Here is a 19,876-nt window from a genome sequence, read left to right as displayed (position 1 = left end):
GATCGTGGGCTCCTCGCGGTCGAGGGTGGCCTCTTCACCGTACGCCACGCACGCGCGGCGTCTCACTCCGGGATCCGGTGCTCCTCGATGAGCCGCGCCAGCCACAGTCCGCTGTCCTTCACCGTGCGCTTCTGCGTGTCGTAGTCGACGTGCACGATGCCGAACCGCTTGCTGTACCCGTAGCCCCACTCGAAGTTGTCGAGCAGCGACCAGACGAGGTACCCGCGAAGGTCCACGCCCTGCTGCAGAGCGCGGTGCGCCGCCGTGAAGTGACGGCGCAGGTAGTCGAGCCTGGCGTCGTCGTGCACTCGATCGTCGATGCGCTCGTCGTCGAAGGCGGCGCCGTTCTCGGTGATGACGAGAGGAAGACCCGGATGCTCGCGACTGAGCGTGAGCAGCAGCTCCTCGAGCCCGTCGGGCGCGATGTTCCACCCCATCGCCGTGTACGGGCCGTCCTGCGTCAGGAACTCGACGACGTCGCTGCCCGGCCAGGCCGAGCCGCCGACGTCCTTGTGTCCGTCGGCCCGCTCGCGCGGGGCGACGCCGTCCCACATCCGCACCCGCGTCGTGGAGTAGTAGTTGACGCCGAGGAAGTCGATCGGCTGCCGGATGATCTCGGCGTCCCCGGGCCGCACGAACAGCCAGTCGGTGACCTGTGCGGTGTCCGCGATCAGATCGGCGGGGTAGCCGCCGACGAGCATGGGGTGCGTGAACGACCGGTTCGCGAGGGCGTCGATGCGCCGCACGGCCTCGGAGTCCTGGCCGTCTGCACCCCGGACGACATGGAAGTTCAGCGTCACCGACACCTCTGCGTGCGGCGCGACCTCCCGCAGCACCCGCACCGCGAGACCGTGCGCCAGATTCAGATGGTGCATGGCTTGAAGCGCTGCGGCGCCGTCGGTGCGGCCGGGGGCGTGCGCACCCGAACCGTAACCGAGGAACGCGCTGCACCACGGCTCGTTCAGGGTCGTCCAGACGGGCACGCGATCGCCGAGCGCATCGGCGAGGTGACGGGTGTACTCCGCGAAACGGTAAGCCGTCTCGCGGTTGGTCCATCCGCCGGCATCCTCGAGCGCCTGCGGCAGGTCCCAGTGATAGAGAGTGGCGATCGGACGGATGCCGCGGGCGATCAGACCGTCGACGAGACGGCCGTAGAAGGCGAGACCCGCCTCGTTCACCGGCCCGGATCCCGTCGGCTGGATGCGGGGCCATGAGATCGAGAAGCGATAGGCCTCGATGCCCAGGCCGGCCATGAGGTCGAGGTCGGATTCGAGCCGGTTGTAGTGATCGACGGCGACGTCGCCCGTGTCACCGTCGACCACCTTGCCCGGCGTGGCGCTGAACGTGTCCCAGATGGAGGGCCCGCGACCGTCTGCGGTGGCGGCACCCTCGATCTGATACGCCGCCGTGGCCGCGCCGATCAGGAAGTCGGCGGGAAAGTCGAGTCCGGCGTCCCGGTAGTCGGGGCTGTCTCTGGTGTGCGCCTGCATCTCGATGGTCATATCAGCCTTTCACTGCACCTTGCATGATCCCGGTCACGAGCTGACGACCCGCGACGACGAAGAGGATGAGGAGGGGGATGACCGACAGCACTGCTCCGGCCAGCACCAGCGCATTGTCGGGATTCTGTCCCCCGGCCGCGCTCAGCGCCGCCAGCGCGGTCTGCACGCTGGGATTTCGTGGGCTCAACGCCAGCAGCGGCCACAGGTAGTCGGTCCAGGCGGCCATGAAGCTGAAGAGCCCGAGCACGGCCATCGCGGGGCGCGCGGCCGGCAGGGCGACGTGCCAGAACGTACCCCACATGCTCGCGCCGTCGACGCGTGCGGCTTCGATGAGCTCGTCGGGGATCACGTCGACCAGGTACTGGCGCATGAAGAACACCCCGAACGCGGTGACCATCCCGGGGACGATGACGGCCTGCAGGGTGCCGATCCAGCGCCACTCGGCCATCAGCATGAACAGCGGGATGATGCCCAGCTGGGTCGGAACGGCCATGGTGGCGATGACCGCCACCAGCAGTCCATTGCGCCCGCGGAAGCGCAGCTTGGCGAACGCGTACCCGGCGAGGGTCGAGAAGAAGACGACGGAGATCGTGATCGCACCCGAGATCACCGCGCTGTTGACCAGCGAGAGCAGGAACGGGACCGTCTCGAACACCTCGGCCGCGTGGGAGACGAAGTTCGGTCCGGGTACGACCGCCGGCGGCACGAGGTTGGTGTCGGACGACTGCCGGGAGGAGATGACGAACGACCACCACAGCGGGAACGCCGATCCGGCGAAGTACGCGATGAGCAGGGCGTAGGTCAGCATCCCCGGGCGCTCGTAGGCGCGCACCCGGCGAGCGCGGCGTTCGGATGCCACCGTGCGGCGTTCTGCTCCGGCATCCGTCTCCGGCGCCGCTGCGGGGGTGAGAAGGGCGGTCATGATGCTCCCTGCTGGGTGTGAGCCGGAACCGGCGTCTGCGTTCGAGACGGGACTCGCTTCTTGCGCGCCTTCGAGGTCTTCTCATCGGCGGTGCGAACCGCTCGGGTGATCATGAAGCTGAGCAGTCCGACGAGCATGATGACGAGGAAGAGGATCCACGCGGTCGCGGATGCGCGGCCGAAGTCGCGCATGGGGAAGCCGAGCTGGTACAGGTAGAGCACGATCGTCTGGAACTGCCGGTCGCTGCCGCCGTAGGTGCGGCCGTCGAAGAGCTTCGGCTCGGTGAAGATCTGCAGCCCGCCGATGGTGGCCGTGATGACCACGAAGATCAGCGTCGGACGGATCAGCGGGATGGTGATCGACCAGAACTGCCGGAGCTTGCTGGCTCCGTCGATGGTGGCCGACTCGTACATGTCTCGTGGCACCGCCTGCATGGCTGCGAGCAGCAGCAGAGCGTTGTATCCGGTCCAGCGCCAGTTGACCATGCTCGCGATCGCGACGTGCGACGGGAAGACGTCGAACGCCCAGCGGATCGGGTCGAGGCCGAGCAGCTCGAGGAGCCCGGCGACGGGGCCGTGGTACTGGTTGAAGACCTGCAGGAAGATCACCGTCACCGCGACCGGCGCGACGATGTAGGGCAGCAGGATGCTCATGCGCCAGAAGGTGCGGCCACGGATGGCCTGGTTCAGCAACGCGGCGACCACCGTCGCGATCACGAGCTGCGGGATGGCGGAGAGCAGGAAGATGCTGAACGTGTTGCCGAAGGCGTTCCAGAAGAACGGGTCGGTCAGCACGTCGACGTAGTTCTGCAGCCCGACGAAGTCGCCCTGACCCTTGAGCAGATGCCAATCGTAGAGCGACACGTTGAAGGTGTAGGCGATGGGGAAGACGCCGATCAGCGCGAAGAGGATGAAGAACGGCGCGATGTAGAGGTACGGGGAGAAGGTGTGGTCGAAACGACTGACCTTCTGCCGGAACGTGAGTTCCGTGCGGGCGGCTCTGCCGGTTGTGCTGCTCATCGTTGAACCAATCGCGAGATCGAGTGCGGGGTGGATGCTCGGGCGGCCCGACGGCATGCGTCGAGCCGCCCGTGCAGTCAGCTGGGGATCTGAGCGAGCAGTTCCATGGCGGCATCCCAGGCCTTGTCGGGATCGGTGACCTCGCCCTGACTGACGCGGTCGAAGATCGGTCCGAAGACGTTGTCCTGGATGTTGGAGTCCTCAGGTCCCTTGACCTGCGCTACGACGCCCTTGGAGCGCTCGGCGAAGATCTGGCCGATCGGAGCGTCGTTGAAGAACGGGCTGGTGGTGTCGGCGACCAGCTTCTGGCCCTCCATCGTGCTGGGGTACGGCCCCGCCTTCTCGAAAGCGGATGCCTGCTGCTCGGGCGATGCGAGCCAGAGCGCGAGCTTCGCCGCCTCCTCCTTGTGCTCGGACGATTCTGCGACGCCGAGGAATGCACCGCCCCAGTTGGCTGCGCCACCGGGGAGCACGTTCGCGAAGTCCCAGCCGCTGTCGGTGGTGCCCTCGTCGTAGTAGCCCTGCACGATTCCGAGCATCCAGCTCGGGCACATGTACACGGCGAAGTCGCCTGCCTTGGCCTCGGGTCCGACCTCCCACCCCGGAAGGCCTGCGCCGAGCCCGGCCTTCTCGGCCTCGACGATCTTGGCGAAGTGCTCCTTCAGCACCGCGTTGTCCTCGATGTTGAGGGTCTCGCCGTCCTTCTTGTAGTAGCCCTCTTTCTGCTGGTTGACGAAGGAGTTCCAGAAGAATCGCGGGCTGTGGTAGAACGCCTTGCCGGACTTGTCGACGTACTCCTTGCCGACATCGAAGAAGCGGTCCCATGTGGCATCCTCGCCGCCGAAGTAGGCAGCCACCTCTTCGCGATCGCTGGGCAGGCCCGCGGCCTCGAAGAGGTCGCCGCGGTAGCACAGGCCCTGCGGGCCGATGTCGAGGCCGGCGCCGAGGACCTTGCCGTCGGCGGTGGTGCCCTGCTCGTACTTCCAGTCGAGCCAGGAGTCCTTGACGTCTTCGATGCCGTAGTCGCGCAGGTCGACGAACGCGTCGGACACCTCGGCGATCGTGCCGAGCCAGCCCTCCTCGATCGCGACGATGTCGCTGAGACCGGTGCCGGCGGCGATCTTCGCGTATGCGTCGTCGCGGGCGGCCCCACCGCCCTCGAGGTTTGTCGCCTCGATCTTGATGTTCGGGTTCTGCTTCATGTACTCGGCGTACTTCGCGTCGACGCCCATCGTGCCGAAGGTGGTGATCGAGAGGGTGATCTCGTCGTCGCTCGCTTCGGCTCCACCTCCGCTCGAGCATCCGGTGGCGATGAGGGTTACGGCTGCGACGCCGGCGACGGATGCGGCGATCTTGCTTCGTGCTGATTTCACGGTCACTCCCTTGTGTGCGCTTCGGGTCGGCCCATGCAAGCGCTCCCATGAACTTCGTGGGAGCGCTCCCAGAGCCTTCGCGGCTCACGTTACGCCCGAGATTTGCGTCGTGTCAAGAACTTTGTGGGCGCGCTCCCACGACCGCGATGCATGGTCGCCTTCTCCCCCGCTGGGGCGTCAGCGGGTGGGCGCCAGCTGGCGACGCGCCTCGTCGATGGTCGTCATGATCTCGATCGACGTCTGCAGCGGATGCAGGGGCGACTCGATGAGCCCGTCGTCGATGTGCTGTGCCACGGCCGCGGCCTGCCACGCCATGCCGTCGCGGTGGCGCAGGCCGGAGCGATCGACGAAGCGCCCTCGAGCATCGCCCTGCAGCGCGGAGAAGCCTCCGGGAAAGACGAACGACGGATCGATCTGCACAGTGCCGCCCGATCCCGAGATGGACGCCGAGCCCGGCGATGTCACCCGGATGCTCGTGCTCAGCAGAGCCTGAGCGCCCGACGGGTACGCGAGCACGACCGCGCTCTGCTGGTCGACACCCGAGTCGGTGCGTGTGCCGAGGGCCGTGACGGCAGTCGGGGCGCCCAGCCACAGGTGGCTGAGCCAGACCGGGTAGACACCGAGGTCGAGCAGCGCGCCGCCGCCGAGGGCCGGATCGAACAGTCTCCCACCGGCGCTCTGGTCGGCGGCGAACCCGAGATCGGCGATGACCAGGCGCGGATCGCCGATGACGCCGTCTTCGTGCAGATGCAGCATGACGTCGGTCTGCGGCAGGAAGCGAGTCCACATCGCCTCCATCGCGAACACACCGGCGTCGCGGGCAGCAGCGGTGATCTCGCGCGCCTCGTCGGCGGAGAGGCCGATCGGCTTCTCGATGAGCACGTGCTTGCCAGCGGCGATCGCGTCGGTGGCGAGTCGCCGATGCTCGCTGTGCGGGGCGGCGATGTAGACGATCTGCACCTGCTCGTCGTCGTACAGGGCGGCATAGTCGTCGTGCACGCGGGGGATGCCGTTTCGCCGGGCGAACTCGTGGGCGCGCTCCACGGATCGCGAGGCTACGGCGATCATGCGCTGGTCGGTGTGCGTGTGCAGGGCATGCACGAAGTCGGCGGCGATGCCACCTGGCGCGACGACGCCCCAGCTCAGAACCGGTCCGCCCCGGAGCGGCGTCGTTCGCGGAGCGGGCATGGTGAGCAGGGGCGCGGTCATGAGTCCTGAACCTAACGCACGGCGACGAGTGGGCAGCGTGCCCGCTTCGACGGGGTGGACGATTCCGAAGTCGTCGGGTATCGTCCTGGGCACGATCGGAGATCTCTCTCAGATCGCACGGGGGTGAGCGTGAACGTGGCGACGATAGAGGTCCGCAGACCTGCGGTGTACCTCTGGGGCGCGCTCTTCGTGCTCGTCTGGGCGCTTCTCAGCGCCGTGCTCAGCGGCAGTGAGGCTCGAGCGGATGACGAATCCCCCACGCCGCTGTCGGGGCTCACGTCACTCGTCGGCGACACACTGGGCGATGTCGTCACGCCGGTCGCGAAGGTGGCGACTTCGACTGTCGAGCACGTGGCCGCGCCCGTGGTCTCGACCGTCGAGAAGGTCGTCGCGAAGACGACGACCACCGTGGCGTCGGTCCCCGTCGTCGGGATTCCTGCGGCGCAGGTCGTCGCGAAGACCGCCGACACGGTGTCGAGCGTGACGCAGACCGTCGAGGATGTCGCAGCATCGGCTCCGGTCAGTGCGATCCTCACCCCGGTCACGGATGCTGTCAGCAGCGTTCCCGTGGTGGGCGCGTTCGTCGATGGACTCGGCGCGACCGCTCTCATCGACGAAGTCGCGACGGGCGTGGACGGAGTCCTCGAGGTCGTGCCACCTGTCATCGACAGCACGGTGGATCCCGTCGTCGACGGGCTGCAGCCGAGCATCCCGAACACCGATGGTGCCGTGCGGCCGGAGCTAGATCTTCCGCTCGACGCCGACCTCTCCGCAGCCGCCCCTGGCGTGGACAGTGCAGCCGCGCCCGTCGTGTCCGTCGCGGCGGAGACCGCCGCAGCGTACATGGCGCGGTCCTCCGCGTCCGGCGTGCTCGTATCTCGCGACGGCGGCGCGACAGTCGCCCGAGATTCCCATGCTCAGCCGACCGCGCCGTCCGACGATCGCAACGGTGTGCCCGGGACCGTTCCGGGCGTTGCGGGCCCCGGGTCCGCTGCCAGCGGCAGCGGATCCTCACCCGGCACGAGTTCTGACAGTCCTTCTTCCGCACGCCTCGACCTCGAGGCCTCGACGCGGACGGGTATTCCCGCCGATGCGGCTCTGCCGGATTCTCCGGCGGGCAGCACCGACGTATCTCCTGACTGACGAGAGGGCGGCCGATCCTCCATCGGCACGCCGGACCACGCGACCGCGTGGTCTTCATCTCGCACAGATCAGGAGTAATTCTCATGCGCACTATCGTCAAGCACGCCATGTGGGGCGCGCTCATCGCCGGCGGCGTCTCGCTGCTCGGCGCCACGGCCGCGAACGCGGCCGAAACGAACGGAGACGAAGGTCTTCTCTCGGGAACGCAGATCCTTGCGCCGGTCACTGCACCCATCGACATCGTCGGAAACGCCGTCTCGGTCCTCGGCAGCGCAACCGGCATGACGACGAACGCCGCGCCTGCGGCTTCCGCGCCGGCCTCCACGCCGGCTTCCTCACCCGTGACCACCGGCGACGGCGGCGTGGCGTCGGGCACGCAGGCGGTCGTCGACGTGGTCGCCCCGGTGACCGTGTCGGGGAACGCCGTGAGCGTTCTCGGCTCATCCGCCGCTCAGACGGATGCCGCTGCGCCGGCGGCTGCACCGGCCCCGGCGCCCGCGGCGGCCGCGACCTCGGGGGTGGACGGCATCCTGGCGGGTACGCAGGGCCTCGTGTCTGTCACCGCGCCGATCACGGTGAGCGGCAACAGCATCTCGGCGCTGGGCGACTCTGCCGTCACCGGTGGCGCCGGCGAGACCCCGGCACCCAGTGAGGCACCCGGGACCGACGCCACCACCGGCGGAAGCGACGGAATCCTCGGCGGCACACAGGTGCTCGCACCCATCACCGCACCGATCACCATCGGCGGCAACGCAATCGCAGTCCTGGGTGACTCTGCAGTCACCCAGGGACCAGCTGGCACCTCAGCCCCGGCTCGGACGCCCTCGACCAACGCCACGACCGGCGGAAGCGACGGCATCCTCGCTGGCACCCAGGTGCTCGCACCCATCACCGCACCGATCACCATCGGCGGCAACGGCATCTCGCTGATCGGCGACAGCACGGTCGAGGTACCGGGCACCGACCCGGGAACCGACCCGGGCACCGACCCGGGAACCGATCCGGGCACCGACCCGGGCACCGAGCCTGGCGCCGAGCCCGGCACCGAGCCCGGAACCGACCAGGTGACAGACCTCGGCATCGCTACTGCGGCTCTTGTCGCGTCGCCGCGGGTTTCGGCGATGTCGGCCGCAGCGACCGGTGCCCCCGCGCTGGCCGCGACCGGTGGCGGTGAGTTGGCTCCGGTCCTCGCGCTGTTCGCAGGTCTGATGCTGCTCATCGGCGGAGCGCTGGTCCGCCGCGCCCGCGCAGCGATCTGACCTCTGCCCTTGCGGCGGATGCGACTCGTGAGGTCGCATCCGCCGCAGGGGCGTGCCCGCCGGCATCCGTCCCGCCCGACCTGCCGAGGTCGGAAACGTACACAGACGCGCCGCAAAGCGTGCGTTCTTGACCTCGCACCGCAACCCCGACGCGCACACAGACCGCCAGGCACGCAGAAGGCCCCCGGGCATCCGGAGATGTCGGGGGCCTTCTGGTGCAGCGAGATTACTTCGCGGCGATGACCTGAAGGGTGATCACGGCGGTGACGTCGTCGTGCAGACGAACCGTCGCCTCGTGCTCGCCCGTCGTCTTGACCGGAGCGGCGAAGTGCACCTTGCGCTTGTCGATCGAGCCGAGGCCCTCGGCGGCGACAGCGTCGGCCACGTCGGCGGTCTTCACCGAGCCGAACAGGCGCCCCTCGGCGCCGGCCTTGACGGCCAGACGCACCTTGGTGCCCTCGAGCTTGTTCTTGAGTGCGGTCGCCTCGTCGAGGTCGTGGATCTGGCGGGCCTTGCGGGCTGCCTGGATCGACTCGACCTGCTTCTGGCCACCACGGGTCCACGCCACGGCGTAGCCCTTGGGGACGAGGTAGTTGCGGGCGTACCCGTTCTTGACCTCGATGACGTCACCGGCGCTACCCAGCCCGGCGACCTCGTTCGTGAGAATCAGCTTTGCCATGTCGGTACCCCTCAGCGGCCAGCGCCGGCGTAGGGCAGCAGGGCCATCTCGCGAGCGTTCTTGATCGCCTTGGCGATCAGACGCTGCTCCTGCACCGAGACTCCGGTGATACGACGGGCGCGGATCTTGCCGCGCTCCGAGATGAACTTGCGAAGCGTCGCGACATCCTTGTAGTCGATGACGCCAACGCGGATGGACTTCGCGGGAGCGGTGGGCTTGCCACCCTTCCGCGGCTTGCGGCGATCGCCGCTCGACTTTCCAGCCATGTTTCTTCCTTAAGAGATGAGATCGGATGCCGGAGCATCCGGAATTCAGAACGGGGTGTCGTCGCCGAAGCTGCCCGGAGTGCTCCAGGCGTCAGCGCTCGAGGAGCCGGGCGTCGACCACGGCTCGTCCGAGACCTGCTGCTGCTGCTGCTGCGGACGCGACTGTCCACCGCCGCCGTTGGATGCGGCCCGCGTGACCTGTGCCGTCGCGTATCGCAGCGACGGACCGATCTCGTCAACCTCCAGCTCGATCGAGGTGCGCTGGTTGCCTTCGCGGTCCTGGTAGGAGCGCTGACGCAGACGGCCCTGCGCGATGACGCGCATGCCCTTCGTCAGCGAACCCGCCACGTGCTCGGCGAACTCGCGCCACACCGACGCGCGGAGGAACAGCGCTTCGCCGTCCTTCCACTCGTTGGCCTGACGGTCGAACGTGCGCGGGGTCGAGGCGATGGTGAAGTTCGCCACCGGCAGACCGTTCTGCGTGTAGCGCAGCTCAGGATCTGCGGTGAGGTTGCCCACCACGGTGATGACGGTTTCGCCGGCCATGTTCCCTAGGCCTTTGCGACCTTGGGCTTGCGGGCAGCCTTGTCGGCGGCGCGCTTGGCCTCGGCGGCGACCATGGCCTGTGCCTCTTCGGCACGCAGGACCTTGGTGCGGAACACGAGCTCGCTCAGCTTCAGCTGACGGTCGAGTTCGTCCGTGGCCTGGCTGGTCGCGGTGAAGTTGACGACGGCGTAGATGCCCTCGTTCTTCTTGTTGATCTCGTAGGCGAAACGACGCTTGCCCCAGACGTCGACCTTGTCAATCGAGCCACCATCGTTGGTGATGACCTTCAGGAACTTGTCGAGGTTGGGGGCAACCTGGCGCTCGTCCAGCTCGGGGGTCAGAATGACCATGAGCTCGTACTGGTGCGTCACTTACCCACCTCCTTCGGACTAGAACGGCTCCCGGGACTTTCCCGGAAGCAGGAGGGTGTGTAGCACGTCGTCTGTCGCGGCTTCCCGAATGGATGCCGACGGGCAGACAACCACAGCAGTCTACCGGATCGACGCGGATGCTTCCGACCGTCGTCGCACCGGCTCTGCGAGCGGGCTCGGCGCGAGCGTGAAGTCCGCTGCCAGGGCATCCGGAACAGCCGCTCGGCTACGGCGGCGCTTCAGCGCGGCCAGCGCTGCGATCGCCGGCGTCACCAGCACGGCCGCGATGCGTCCCGACGGTGTGCGGTCGGCGTCGCCGAGCACCATCCGGCGGTGCCACGCTGCGTGCAGGGCACCGCCGCGCGGCAATGGCACCGTGCGCGCGGGCAGGGCGCCGCGGCGTCGCTGCGCGACCAGCGCGCGCACCTGCTCCCACCATCGCGAATCGCGCGAATCGTGGAAGTAGTTGGCCGCCGCCCACTGCGGGTCCGGATGCCGGAAGCGCCGCGCCACCACGTCGTCTCCGCCGCCGAGCAGCCCGCTGCGGTCGAAGACGCGGTTGAGCAGGTCGGGCCGGATGCCGAAGTCGTCGAGTGCGATCACCGGGACGCCCGCGGCCAGCGCCTCCACGGCCGCCGTCGAACTCACCGTGACCAGGCCTTCGGCAGTGGCCAGTGCCTCGGCCATCGGCGCGAACGAGAAGACGAGGTTCTCGGGGGCGTTCTCGAGCAGGTCGGTGTAGCCGTCGCGCTCCTGATGCGCTTCGACTTCACCTGGCCGCGAGCGCAGCTTGACGACGACGCGGCGCGACGGGTCGGCCACCGCCGCGAGGCGCAGGACCTCGGCGATGCGGCGCCGCTCGGCACGATCACCCGGCACGAGCGCCTGCGCGGCGAACACGAGGTCGGTGCCTGTGCTCGCCACCCGAGCCGGCTTCGCGAACGGAAACGTCGCGAGCCCCACGGGCACCGTGGCGCCGAGGGCACGGCCGAGGCGCGTGTACGCGGTGACCTCGCGGTGCGAGTGCACCACGACGAGGTCGCAGTGCCGGCGATACTCGAGTGCGCCGCGCAGCGCTGGGATCGACATACCCGGCAGACCGCTGACCACGACAGGACGGCGGGTGAGCCGGTCGATCTCGCGTCCGAGCAGACGCACGAACGGGGCGCGACCCGCGAGCACGACGACGTCGGGAGTGTCTCTGGCGAGCCAGTCGGCGGCGTCGTCGAAGGCGATCCGCGTGATCGACGCGGGGTGGTCAGCGAAGCGGGTGCCGGCGACCGCGGCATCCCGCTGCGCATCGCTCACGACCAGCGGCGTGTGCACCAGCAGCAGGTGCTGACTGATGTCGTCTACCTGGTCGATGAGGTGGGCGGCCCACTTCACGAACGAGTCGGCGTCGCCGATGGCGACCACCCGCAGGCGGGGCGGCCGGCTGCCGGGGAAAGTCATGCCCCGACGCGACGCAGCTTGGCCATGGGAGCGAGCTCGCCCGGATAGACGCGCTTGACTCCGTCACCGAGTGCTTCCTCGATGACGCGGATGTCGCGAACCAGGCGCTCGAGACCCGCCGGTTCGAGGGACGCGGCGTGATCCGAGCCCCACATGGCGCGGTCGAGTGTGACGTGGCGCTCGACCCCCACTGCGCCGAGCGCGACGGCGGCGAGCGAGATCTGCAGGCCGCGCTCATGGCCGGAGTAGCCGACCGGCACGCCCGCGTAGCGGTCGCGCAGCGTGGCGATCATCTTCAGGTTCGCCTCACCCGACTCCATCGGATACGTCGAGGTGGCGTGCATGAGGATGGTGCGGTCGGTGCCCAGCGTGTCGAGCGCCCGGTCGATCTGCTCGATCGTCGACATGCCGGTGGAGAGGATGACGGGCTTGCCGGTCGCGCGCAGCGCCTGCAGCAGCTCGGTGTCGGTGAGGCTGGCGGATGCCACCTTGTGGGCGACCACGTTCAGGTCCTCGAGGAACTCGACGCTCGGCACATCCCACGGCGAGGCGAACCAGTGCAGGCCTGCCATCGTCGCGTAGTCGCCGATCTCGATGTACTGCTCGCGGTCGAACTCGACCCTGCGGCGGTAGTCGAGGTAGCTCATGGTGCCCCAGGGCGTCTCGCGGGACACGTCGCGCATGTGCTCGGGAGTGGCGATCTCCGGAGTGCGCTTCTGGAACTTCACGGCGTCGGCGCCGGCGGCGCGGGCCACGTCGATGAGCTGCTTGGCGATCTCGACATCGCCGTTGTGATTCAGGCCGATCTCGGCGATGACGTACGTGGGACGGCCCCCGCCGATCACGCGGTCTGCGATGGTGACGGTCATGAGGACCCTCCGTTTCCGGTCGTGTCCTCCCGGTCTACGCGGCTCGGGTGAACCTGCGGCGTCGAGCCGGTGACCGGCTGCCGACGCTCGTACGGCGAACCGGGGCGGCGGGAATCAGCGCGCGGCGAGCATGCGCTCGGCAACCTCGCGCACCGCTCCCTCGCCACCGCGACGAGTCAGGACGACGCGCGCGGCCGCCCTCACGGCGGGGTGGGCGTTCGCCACGGCGATCGGCCAGCCGACGATGTCGAGGGCGGCGAGGTCGTTCACGTCGTTGCCGACGTAGGCGATGTCGGCGAGCGCGATGCCGTTCTCGGCGGCCCACGACTCCAGAGCGGCGGTCTTGTCTTCGATGCCGTGCAGCACCGGCACCTGCAGCTTCTCAGCCCGACGAGCGACGACGGGGTTCAGTTCGGTGGAGAGGATGAGCATCGGGATACCCGCGCGGCGCAGCCGCGAGACGCCCATACCGTCTTCCCGGCTCACCCGCACCGACTCGCGGCCCTCGGTGTCGACCGTGGCCGTGTCGTCGGTGTGCACCCCGTCGAAGTCGGTGACGAGCACGGATGCCGGGATCGGGGCATCCGGTGCGGGGTCGAGCGCCGCGAGAGCGTCTGCGACGGCGAGCTGGTGCTCGTCGTCGATCTCGATGGCGGAGGTCTCGGGCACGTCGACGATGCCGATGCGGCCGAAGAACCGGTGACCCGCCGTGCGGAAGCCATCGGCGGTGAAGGCGTAGAACGCCCCGGTCTCGAGGTGGTGCGGCTCGCGGTCCTGCCGGCGCGGCCTGTTCGAGGCGTCGTGGTTGACCGCGGTGGCCAGCTGATCGGCATCCCGTCGCCAGAGGAAGCCATAGGTCTCGTGAGCGGAGAAAACGCTGTCGTAGCGGTCGGTCGCGATGTGCGCGGCGGCCTCGGCGATGCCCTCGCTCGGGATGAAGGGGGACGTCGCCTGCACGAAGACCACGGTGCCGACCAGGACGCCGTCGGCGGCGAGCGCGTCGAGGGCGTGCAGCACCGCGCTCTCGGACGTCGCGGTGTCGCTCGACAGATCGGCTGGGCGCGTGATGACCCGCGCACCCGCCGCGGCGGCGACGCGTGCGATCTCGGCATCGTCGGTGCTGACGACCACCAGGTCCACGCCTCGAGCCTCGACAGCAGCGCGAACCGCGCGTTCGACCAGCGATATCCCGCCGACCCGCCGCAGGTTCTTACCCGGCACGCCCTTCGACCCGCCGCGCGCGGGGATGATCGCGACAGTGAGCTCGTTCTCGGTCATCGGCCGGTTGCCGCCTTCCAGACTCTGCGGGCGCGGCGCTTCGCGCCCGCTGCGGTGAGCTGCAGCTCCTCCCAGCGCCCGACTCCCCCGGCCTGGCCACCCGGCCGCTGCCACCGACCCCGCGCGGGCGCACCGGGCAGGTCGAGGGCGCGCAGTCGGTCGGATGGCACGTATCGCTCACGGTCGCGGCCGGTCATGGCCGCCAGCGCCGCGATCGCGCGCGGCCGAAGATGCCCGACGATGTGGGGCTGCATGGCGTATCCGACGGCGTCGACGATGCCCTGCAGCTCATCCGTCGCGACGCCGCGCTCGAGGGCGTCGACGATGGCGGCGGGCACTCGGTTGCTGTTCTCGTACGGTGTGAGTCGTGCGAGCACCGTGTCGGATCCCACGGCGTGTCCGGGGATCCCGAACACCGTTCGCGCTGTCGGCAGAGCGGTCGAGAACCCGGCGATGACCGCCGCTGCCCCCAGGCGGTGCGCGACGTACTCCGCCGGCTGGTCGCCGGCGTAGGTGGCGAAGGCGACCCCTCGAGCGGATGCCCGCTGCCCGAGCGCATCCGAGAACGCAGGCGGCGCGGAGGGGTGCGGTTTGAACACGACGCGCTGCGCGCCGGCATCCGCCGCCCGGTCGATCATCCGCGTCTGCAATGACGTCTCGTCGTCCTGGCTCATCAGCCCGAGAGCCGACAGGTACTGCCCGATGACCAGTGCCGTCGGGACGTCGGGCGACACGAGGGCGTCCAGAGCGGCATCCGGCTGCGCCTGCCCCACCTCGCACAGCACCCGCCCGTGATCCGCAGGGTCGACCGGCACCGGGATCGCGCCGGTCTCGGCGAAGACGAGCGGTACGACGCCCGGCACGACATCGGGGTGCACGACGCGGGCGACGCGCTCGGTGACCTGCCGTGGCATGGCGCTGCGGATCGGCGAGTACGTCATGAGCCCGTCGCCGATGACATTCAGCTGCGCCTGCGAGAACAGCGCCATCAGCGTGCGCGCCGGTGCGACCTGCGGCGACTGCACGAACAGCTCGAGCCGGGCGTCGTGGAGTGCCCACGTACGCCTGAGCAGCCGCTCAAGCATCGGCAGTTCCTGCTCACCGGGGTGCCAGGTGGTCGGGTGCAGCGGATCGAGCAGTGGGTTCAGCGGCTCGATGCGGTCGAATCGCGCGCGCAGCGGGGCCAGCCGGGGCACGCTCTCGAGATCGGGTGCGGTCTCGGGCACCGCGGCGGTGCTCATCGGCACGAGGATGCGCTCGACATCGTCATCTCCCAGCAGCCCTGCATCAATGGCGGCGACTGCCGTCATCAGCCCGTAGGCGCTGTGCAGGGCGAACAGCTGAATCGTCCCGCTCATGCGTGATCCGCGTCCCGGAGCACCCGCGCGAGCACCCGCCTACGGGAGCCGCCGATGCGGTCGCTCGCCGTCCGCGCCTGGTCGCGAGGCAGGCGAGCGATGAGATCCCGGATGCCGGCACGCAGCTCTCTCCGCACGGCAGGCTGCATGCGGCGAGCGCGCACGAGGTGATGCGAACTGAGCGCGAGCACGCTGAACACCGCCTTGGGCAGCAGCTGATCGGCATCCCGATCCGCCTCGACGAGATCGAGCACCTCGCTCAGAGCCCTGGAGAAGTGCAACTGGCGCCGATCGAGCGTCTTGGAGAGCGAGTCGGAGAGACCCCGGCGGTACAGCAGGTGCGGGGCGTCGACGACGGCGAACGACCGCGCGTGCAGGTGCAGCCGCCAGATCCAGGGGCGGTCCTCGGCGGTGAACAGACCATTGCTGAACGCGGCGACGCCGCTGTCGAGCATCCGGCGGTGCAGCAGACCCGCCCACGCGAACGGATAGTCGACCATCGTGCGGTCCTCGACGGGCAGGATCGCCTCGCGCGGATCGACGACGATCCCGCGATGGGTGAACGGGGCGCGCACGAGCCGCCGCTCCGCTCCCTGAACCGTGACGTGATCGGTGCGCACGAAGTCGCAGCCGAGGGCGCGCAGTGCGCGCTGCAGGGCAGGCAACCGGCCGGGCTGCATCCAGTCATCACCGTCGAGGAAGCAGAAGGAGTCGCCCTCGACGTACGCCAGGCCCTGATTGCGGGCGGTGGCGAGCCCTCTGGGGGTGCCGTTGCGAATCACCTCGGCATGCGCGAACCGCTCGGCGTACCGGCGCATGATCACCCCGGTGTCATCGCTCGAGCCGTCGTCGATCGCGACGAGCTTCAGCGCGTGATCGTCGGGGAACTGGCGGACGAGGGTCTCGAGAGCCGTGCCGATGAACCTGCCGGCGTCCTTCGCGGGGACGATCACGGTCATCGACGGTGCGGGCACGGCGTCATCGTGCCTGGCCGCTCTTACGGGCGTCGGTCCGCCCGGTGAACAGCGGGTGACGTCGTCAGCGCTGGATGGCGGGCACGTCGGCCCATATCGCCCGCTCGGCGGCGGACGGTGCCGCCGGGATGCGGCCTGCGCCGTCGGGCTCGGGGATCGCCGCGAGCAGCGCCTGCGTGTACGGGTGCTGCGGGTCGGCCCAGAGCTGCGCGGTCGGCCCGGATTCGAGCACGCGGCCGCCGAACATCACGAACGTCCGGTCGGCGATGCGCTGCACGACGGCGAGGTCGTGCGAGATGAACAGCATCCCGGCACCCGCCTCTTTGACGAGATCGCGCATGAGCGCGGCCACGCTGGTCTGTGTCGACGCGTCGAGAGCCGAGATCGGCTCGTCGGCGACGAGCAGCTGCGGGCGAGCGGCGAGCGCCCGCGCGATCGCGATGCGCTGCTTCTGACCGCCCGAGAACTGGTGGGGGAACTTCGAGACGGATGCTGTGGGCAGACCGACCTTCTCGAGCCACTCCTCGACCGTCGAGCCCTCCGTACCGCGCGCTCGCGCGGTGGCGATGCCGTCGGCGACCTGGTCGCCGATCCGGCGACGGGGGTTGAGCGAGGTCGATGGATCCTGGAACACCATCTGGATGCCGGTGAGGTGCTTCGGGCGCCGGCGCACCCGCAGCGGCGTCACCTCGCCGTCGAGGAAGCGGGCCGTGCCGCCCGCGAGCTTCTCGATGCCGACGGCGGCGCGGGCGAGGCTCGACTTGCCGCTGCCGGATTCTCCGACGAGAGCGACGGTCTCACCGGCATGCACCTGAAGCGACACGTCGTCGACCGCGACGACGGGCGGGTTGCCGGGGTAGCGGACGACGATGCCCTGAGCGTCGAGGACGGTCTCATGCGCCATGATCGTCGACTCCTTCGATGCGTGAACCCGGCAGGGCGGCGAGCAGCTGCCTGGTGTACTCGTGCTGCGGGTCGCGGAACAGCGTCTCTCGATCGGCGTGCTCGACGACCCTGCCGTCCTTCATCACGGTGACGACGTCGGCGATCGCGCTCATCACCCCGAGGTCGTGCGTGACGAGCAGGACGGCGATCTGCCGCTCGTCTGCCAGTTCTCGCAGCAGCGTGAGGATGCCGGCCTGCACGGTCACGTCGAGCGCTGTCGTCGGCTCGTCGGCGAGCAGCACCTCGGGATCGCACGCGAGAGCGCACGCGATCGCGATGCGCTGCCTCTGACCGCCCGAGAACTGGTGCGGGTAGCGGCGCAGCGCATCTTCCGGGTTCGGCACCTGCACGCGTTCGAGCAGCTCGACGGCGCGCTGGCGGGCGGCCGCGGCGCGCAGCCCGAGGTGCACGCGCATGTGGTCGGTCAGCTGACGCCCGACCGGTATCTGCGGGTGCAGCGAAGACGAAGGGTCCTGGAACACCATGGCGATGCGCCGACCGCGGATGCGGTTCATCGCGCGCCGGCCCAGGCTGAGCAGTTCGGTGTCGCCCAGCCGGATGGAGCCGCCGGTCCGTGCGTGACGCGGAAGCAGGCCCAGCACGGCCATGGCGGTCAGCGTCTTGCCCGACCCGGATTCTCCGGCGAGCCCGTGGATGCGCCCGGCGTCGAGCTGCACCGAGAGGCCCTTCACGAGAGGGCGTCCGATGTCGACCGTGAGGTCGCGGATGTCGAGGATGCTCATGCGCCGCCTCCGCTCGATGCGACCAGTTCGGTCTGCTTCTCGTGCGTCACCTCGGCGGTCGGGTCGAGGATGTCGCGCAGCGCGTCGCCGAGGAAGTTGAACGCGAGCACGACCGTGAGGATGGCGAGGCCGGGGAAGACTCCGAGCCACCACGCGTCGAAGTTCTGCATCGCGGCCGAGATCATCGATCCCCATTCGGCCGTGGGCGGCTGCGCGCCCAGACCGAGGAATGACAGACCCGACAGCAGCAGGATCGCCGCACCGATGTCGAGCGTCGCGAGCACCAGCAGCGGGCCGGCGACGTTGGGGAGGATGTCGACCACGAGCGTGCGTGCCGGCGAGTGGCCGAGGAGGCGACCGGCGATCACGTAGTTCTGGTTGCGCAGCGACAGCACGATGCTGCGAGTGACGCGCGAGTACTGCGGCCATGACACGACCACCGCGGCGATCACCGCGTTGAACAGTGACGGGCCGAGCGACGCGGCGACGACCATCGCGAGGATCACGGTCGGGAACGCCATGAACAGGTCGGTGATGCGCATGAGCGTCTCGTCGACCCATCCGCCGAAGTACCCCGCGAGCGCGCCGATCACGGCGCCGATGACGAGGGCGGCGACGACGAGGGTGAGCGCCAGCGGGATGGTGACGGTGGCGCCGGTCATGAGGCGCGAGAAGATGTCGCGCCCGTTGCCGTCGGTGCCCAGCAGCGTGTCGACGCCGGGGGTCTGCAGGCGCGGCAGAACCTGCGCGTTCGGCTCGAACGGCACCCACCACTGCGCGGTGAAGGCGACGAGGATCCACGCGGCGGCGACGACGGTGCCGATGACGCCCAGGGGGGTGCGCCAGGCACGCGGCCAGCGCAGCCTGAGCCGCCCGGGCATGCGGGGTGCGCGAGAGCTCATGCGATCCTCACTCTCGGGTCGAGTACGCCGTACAGCAGGTCGACGATGAAGTTGATGACCAGGTAGATGACGCCGACGATGAGGCCGACGCCCATGATTCCGGGCAGGTCGAGGTTGGCCGCCGAGTTGTAGGCGTACGTGCCGAGGCCCGGCCAGGCGAACACCGACTCGACGAGCACGGTGCCCGAGAGCAGTGAGCCGAAGGCGACGCCGACCACGGTCAGCACCGGCAGAGCCGCTCCACGCAGCACGTAGTCGAGCACCACGCGCATGGCCGGCAGGCCCTTCGCGCGAGCCGCCCGGACATAGTCGCTGTCGAGCACCTCGAGCACAGACGTGCGGATGAACCGGGTCAGCAGACCGATCGTCACCAGTGACAGCACCATCACCGGCAGCGCCAGGTGCGCCATGGCGTCGGCCCAGCCCACGCCGTCGCCGTTCAGCAGATAGTCGATCGTGTACAGCCCGGTCACCCGGGGCGGCGGGATGATCGACGGCGAGACGCGACCGGACCCCGGGGCGATGCGCAGGTTGAGGAAGAACACGTAGAAGCTCACGAGCGCCAGCCAGAAGGTCGGCACGCTGAGCCCGATCAGGGTGACCACACGCACGATCTGGTCTGTGACCATGCCGCGCCGGTACGCGGCGAGCGTGCCGAGCACGAGGCTGACCGCGAGGCTCAGGACGATCGCGCACAGCGCGATCTCGATCGTGGCGGGCACGGCAGTGGCGAGATCCGCGGTCACGGGCTGCCCGGTGACGAGGGAGGTGCCGAGGTCGCCGCGCAGCAGCTTGCCCATGTAGATGAAGTACTGCACGAACAGGGGCTGGTCGAGTCCCTGCGCCTTGATGAAGGCTTCGCGCGTCGCGGGGTTCTGAGAGGCCCCCTCACCCAGTGCCGCGGAGACGGGGTCTCCGGGAACCAGGTTGGTGAGCAGGAACGTCACGACCGTGACGCCGATCAGCAGCAGCACCGAGGTGCCGGCCCGGCGCAGCAGGTACCCCGCCAGGGGCGACTTCTTGCGCTGCGCCTGTGTCTGCACAGCCACTGTCGTCATCACGGTCG

The 19,876-nt window shown here is 69.2% G+C and carries 20 protein-coding genes; 2 read left to right on the top strand and 18 right to left on the bottom strand.

Annotation, left to right across the window (positions count from 1 at the left end):
• Window positions 1-62 precede the first annotated feature (62 nt).
• From ACWGSM_RS04905 to ACWGSM_RS04885, 5 genes are all read right to left on the bottom strand, one after another.
• Entirely contained in the window at window positions 63-1,502 is a 1,440-nt protein-coding gene (locus ACWGSM_RS04905) for a GH1 family beta-glucosidase (protein WP_452321835.1), read from the bottom strand.
• Between the two features lies 1 nt (window position 1,503).
• Window positions 1,504-2,424 (bottom strand): carbohydrate ABC transporter permease, encoded by a 921-nt coding sequence (locus ACWGSM_RS04900; protein ID WP_452321834.1) that lies wholly within the window; start codon window positions 2,422-2,424, stop codon window positions 1,504-1,506.
• Window positions 2,421-3,443: a carbohydrate ABC transporter permease gene (locus ACWGSM_RS04895; protein ID WP_452321833.1), complete on the bottom strand. Its 1,023-nt coding sequence runs from the start codon at window positions 3,441-3,443 to the stop codon at window positions 2,421-2,423. The genes ACWGSM_RS04900 and ACWGSM_RS04895 overlap by 4 nt, the downstream gene beginning before the upstream one ends.
• A 77-nt stretch (window positions 3,444-3,520) precedes the next feature.
• On the bottom strand, window positions 3,521-4,816 hold the full coding sequence (locus ACWGSM_RS04890; RefSeq protein WP_452321832.1) for an ABC transporter substrate-binding protein: 1,296 nt from the start codon (window positions 4,814-4,816) through the stop codon (window positions 3,521-3,523).
• A gap of 177 nt (window positions 4,817-4,993) precedes the next feature.
• Window positions 4,994-6,025 (bottom strand): Gfo/Idh/MocA family protein, encoded by a 1,032-nt coding sequence (locus ACWGSM_RS04885; RefSeq protein ID WP_452321831.1) that lies wholly within the window; start codon window positions 6,023-6,025, stop codon window positions 4,994-4,996.
• 123 nt (window positions 6,026-6,148) lie between these two features.
• Here ACWGSM_RS04885 and ACWGSM_RS04880 point away from each other — a divergent pair, with 123 nt between their 5' ends.
• Window positions 6,149-7,168 (top strand): hypothetical protein, encoded by a 1,020-nt coding sequence (locus ACWGSM_RS04880; protein WP_452321830.1) that lies wholly within the window; start codon window positions 6,149-6,151, stop codon window positions 7,166-7,168.
• Window positions 7,169-7,251: 83 nt separating this feature from the next.
• Complete coding sequence (locus ACWGSM_RS04875) at window positions 7,252-8,427, top strand: chaplin family protein (protein ID WP_452321829.1); 1,176 nt, start codon at window positions 7,252-7,254, stop codon at window positions 8,425-8,427.
• Window positions 8,428-8,653: 226 nt separating this feature from the next.
• On the opposite strand, the gene rplI is transcribed toward ACWGSM_RS04875, so the two are convergent.
• The 13 genes from rplI to ACWGSM_RS04810 all read right to left on the bottom strand — a co-directional run bounded on the left by rplI (window position 8,654) and on the right by ACWGSM_RS04810 (window position 19,868).
• Complete coding sequence (rplI, locus tag ACWGSM_RS04870) at window positions 8,654-9,106, bottom strand: 50S ribosomal protein L9 (RefSeq protein WP_313357079.1); 453 nt, start codon at window positions 9,104-9,106, stop codon at window positions 8,654-8,656.
• 11 nt (window positions 9,107-9,117) lie between these two features.
• Window positions 9,118-9,372: a 30S ribosomal protein S18 gene (rpsR, locus tag ACWGSM_RS04865; protein WP_071641238.1), complete on the bottom strand. Its 255-nt coding sequence runs from the start codon at window positions 9,370-9,372 to the stop codon at window positions 9,118-9,120.
• A gap of 45 nt (window positions 9,373-9,417) precedes the next feature.
• Window positions 9,418-9,918: a single-stranded DNA-binding protein gene (locus ACWGSM_RS04860; RefSeq protein ID WP_452321828.1), complete on the bottom strand. Its 501-nt coding sequence runs from the start codon at window positions 9,916-9,918 to the stop codon at window positions 9,418-9,420.
• Between the two features lie 5 nt (window positions 9,919-9,923).
• Complete coding sequence (rpsF, locus tag ACWGSM_RS04855) at window positions 9,924-10,289, bottom strand: 30S ribosomal protein S6 (protein ID WP_452321827.1); 366 nt, start codon at window positions 10,287-10,289, stop codon at window positions 9,924-9,926.
• A gap of 120 nt (window positions 10,290-10,409) precedes the next feature.
• Complete coding sequence (locus ACWGSM_RS04850; RefSeq protein WP_452321826.1) at window positions 10,410-11,741, bottom strand: DUF6716 putative glycosyltransferase; 1,332 nt, start codon at window positions 11,739-11,741, stop codon at window positions 10,410-10,412.
• On the bottom strand, window positions 11,738-12,610 hold the full coding sequence (locus ACWGSM_RS04845; protein ID WP_363384165.1) for an N-acetylneuraminate synthase family protein: 873 nt from the start codon (window positions 12,608-12,610) through the stop codon (window positions 11,738-11,740). Before ACWGSM_RS04845 ends, ACWGSM_RS04850 begins: the two co-directional genes overlap by 4 nt.
• 114 nt (window positions 12,611-12,724) lie before the next feature.
• Entirely contained in the window at window positions 12,725-13,888 is a 1,164-nt protein-coding gene (locus tag ACWGSM_RS04840) for an acylneuraminate cytidylyltransferase (RefSeq protein WP_363384162.1), read from the bottom strand.
• A complete protein-coding gene (locus tag ACWGSM_RS04835) occupies window positions 13,885-15,246 on the bottom strand; it encodes a polysialyltransferase family glycosyltransferase (RefSeq protein ID WP_452321825.1) in 1,362 nt (453 codons plus the stop codon). The genes ACWGSM_RS04840 and ACWGSM_RS04835 overlap by 4 nt, the downstream gene beginning before the upstream one ends.
• Window positions 15,243-16,220 (bottom strand): glycosyltransferase family 2 protein, encoded by a 978-nt coding sequence (locus ACWGSM_RS04830; RefSeq protein ID WP_363384156.1) that lies wholly within the window; start codon window positions 16,218-16,220, stop codon window positions 15,243-15,245. The genes ACWGSM_RS04835 and ACWGSM_RS04830 overlap by 4 nt, the downstream gene beginning before the upstream one ends.
• Before the next feature lie 64 nt (window positions 16,221-16,284).
• The gene (locus ACWGSM_RS04825) at window positions 16,285-17,124 is read right to left on the bottom strand and encodes an ABC transporter ATP-binding protein (protein ID WP_452321824.1); all 840 of its coding nucleotides are present in this window, start codon (window positions 17,122-17,124) and stop codon (window positions 16,285-16,287) included.
• Window positions 17,114-17,908 carry an ABC transporter ATP-binding protein gene (locus ACWGSM_RS04820; RefSeq protein ID WP_363384150.1) on the bottom strand — a complete coding sequence of 265 codons (795 nt, stop codon included), beginning with the start codon at window positions 17,906-17,908 and terminating at the stop codon, window positions 17,114-17,116. Before ACWGSM_RS04820 ends, ACWGSM_RS04825 begins: the two co-directional genes overlap by 11 nt.
• The gene (locus tag ACWGSM_RS04815; protein ID WP_363384147.1) at window positions 17,905-18,810 is read right to left on the bottom strand and encodes an ABC transporter permease; all 906 of its coding nucleotides are present in this window, start codon (window positions 18,808-18,810) and stop codon (window positions 17,905-17,907) included. The genes ACWGSM_RS04820 and ACWGSM_RS04815 overlap by 4 nt, the downstream gene beginning before the upstream one ends.
• Window positions 18,807-19,868, bottom strand: a complete 1,062-nt coding sequence (locus ACWGSM_RS04810; protein WP_452321823.1) for an ABC transporter permease — start codon at window positions 19,866-19,868, stop codon at window positions 18,807-18,809. Before ACWGSM_RS04810 ends, ACWGSM_RS04815 begins: the two co-directional genes overlap by 4 nt.
• Window positions 19,869-19,876 lie beyond the last annotated feature (8 nt).

It is taken from the genome of Microbacterium sp. NPDC055521, from assembly GCF_053619695.1.
The sequence above is the reverse complement of the archived record's forward strand: the minus strand, read 5'-3'. Positions and strand labels throughout refer to the sequence as shown.

What these genes read in the sequence shown, in the direction of transcription:
- ACWGSM_RS04875 (WP_452321829.1), top strand. Translation starts at nt 7,252, where the DNA reads ATGCGCACTATCGTCAAGCACGCCATGTGGGGCGCGCTCATCGCCGGC.
- ACWGSM_RS04815 (WP_363384147.1), bottom strand. Translation starts at nt 18,810, where the DNA reads ATGAGCTCTCGCGCACCCCGCATGCCCGGGCGGCTCAGGCTGCGCTGG.
- rpsR (WP_071641238.1), bottom strand. Translation starts at nt 9,372, where the DNA reads ATGGCTGGAAAGTCGAGCGGCGATCGCCGCAAGCCGCGGAAGGGTGGC.
- ACWGSM_RS04845 (WP_363384165.1), bottom strand. Translation starts at nt 12,610, where the DNA reads ATGACCGTCACCATCGCAGACCGCGTGATCGGCGGGGGCCGTCCCACG.
- ACWGSM_RS04835 (WP_452321825.1), bottom strand. Translation starts at nt 15,246, where the DNA reads ATGAGCGGGACGATTCAGCTGTTCGCCCTGCACAGCGCCTACGGGCTG.
- ACWGSM_RS04825 (WP_452321824.1), bottom strand. Translation starts at nt 17,124, where the DNA reads ATGGCGCATGAGACCGTCCTCGACGCTCAGGGCATCGTCGTCCGCTAC.
- rplI (WP_313357079.1), bottom strand. Translation starts at nt 9,106, where the DNA reads ATGGCAAAGCTGATTCTCACGAACGAGGTCGCCGGGCTGGGTAGCGCC.
- ACWGSM_RS04885 (WP_452321831.1), bottom strand. Translation starts at nt 6,025, where the DNA reads ATGACCGCGCCCCTGCTCACCATGCCCGCTCCGCGAACGACGCCGCTC.
- ACWGSM_RS04840 (WP_363384162.1), bottom strand. Translation starts at nt 13,888, where the DNA reads ATGACCGAGAACGAGCTCACTGTCGCGATCATCCCCGCGCGCGGCGGG.
- ACWGSM_RS04895 (WP_452321833.1), bottom strand. Translation starts at nt 3,443, where the DNA reads ATGAGCAGCACAACCGGCAGAGCCGCCCGCACGGAACTCACGTTCCGG.
- ACWGSM_RS04850 (WP_452321826.1), bottom strand. Translation starts at nt 11,741, where the DNA reads ATGACTTTCCCCGGCAGCCGGCCGCCCCGCCTGCGGGTGGTCGCCATC.
- ACWGSM_RS04900 (WP_452321834.1), bottom strand. Translation starts at nt 2,424, where the DNA reads ATGACCGCCCTTCTCACCCCCGCAGCGGCGCCGGAGACGGATGCCGGA.
- ACWGSM_RS04860 (WP_452321828.1), bottom strand. Translation starts at nt 9,918, where the DNA reads ATGGCCGGCGAAACCGTCATCACCGTGGTGGGCAACCTCACCGCAGAT.
- ACWGSM_RS04810 (WP_452321823.1), bottom strand. Translation starts at nt 19,868, where the DNA reads ATGACGACAGTGGCTGTGCAGACACAGGCGCAGCGCAAGAAGTCGCCC.
- ACWGSM_RS04820 (WP_363384150.1), bottom strand. Translation starts at nt 17,908, where the DNA reads ATGAGCATCCTCGACATCCGCGACCTCACGGTCGACATCGGACGCCCT.
- ACWGSM_RS04905 (WP_452321835.1), bottom strand. Translation starts at nt 1,502, where the DNA reads ATGACCATCGAGATGCAGGCGCACACCAGAGACAGCCCCGACTACCGG.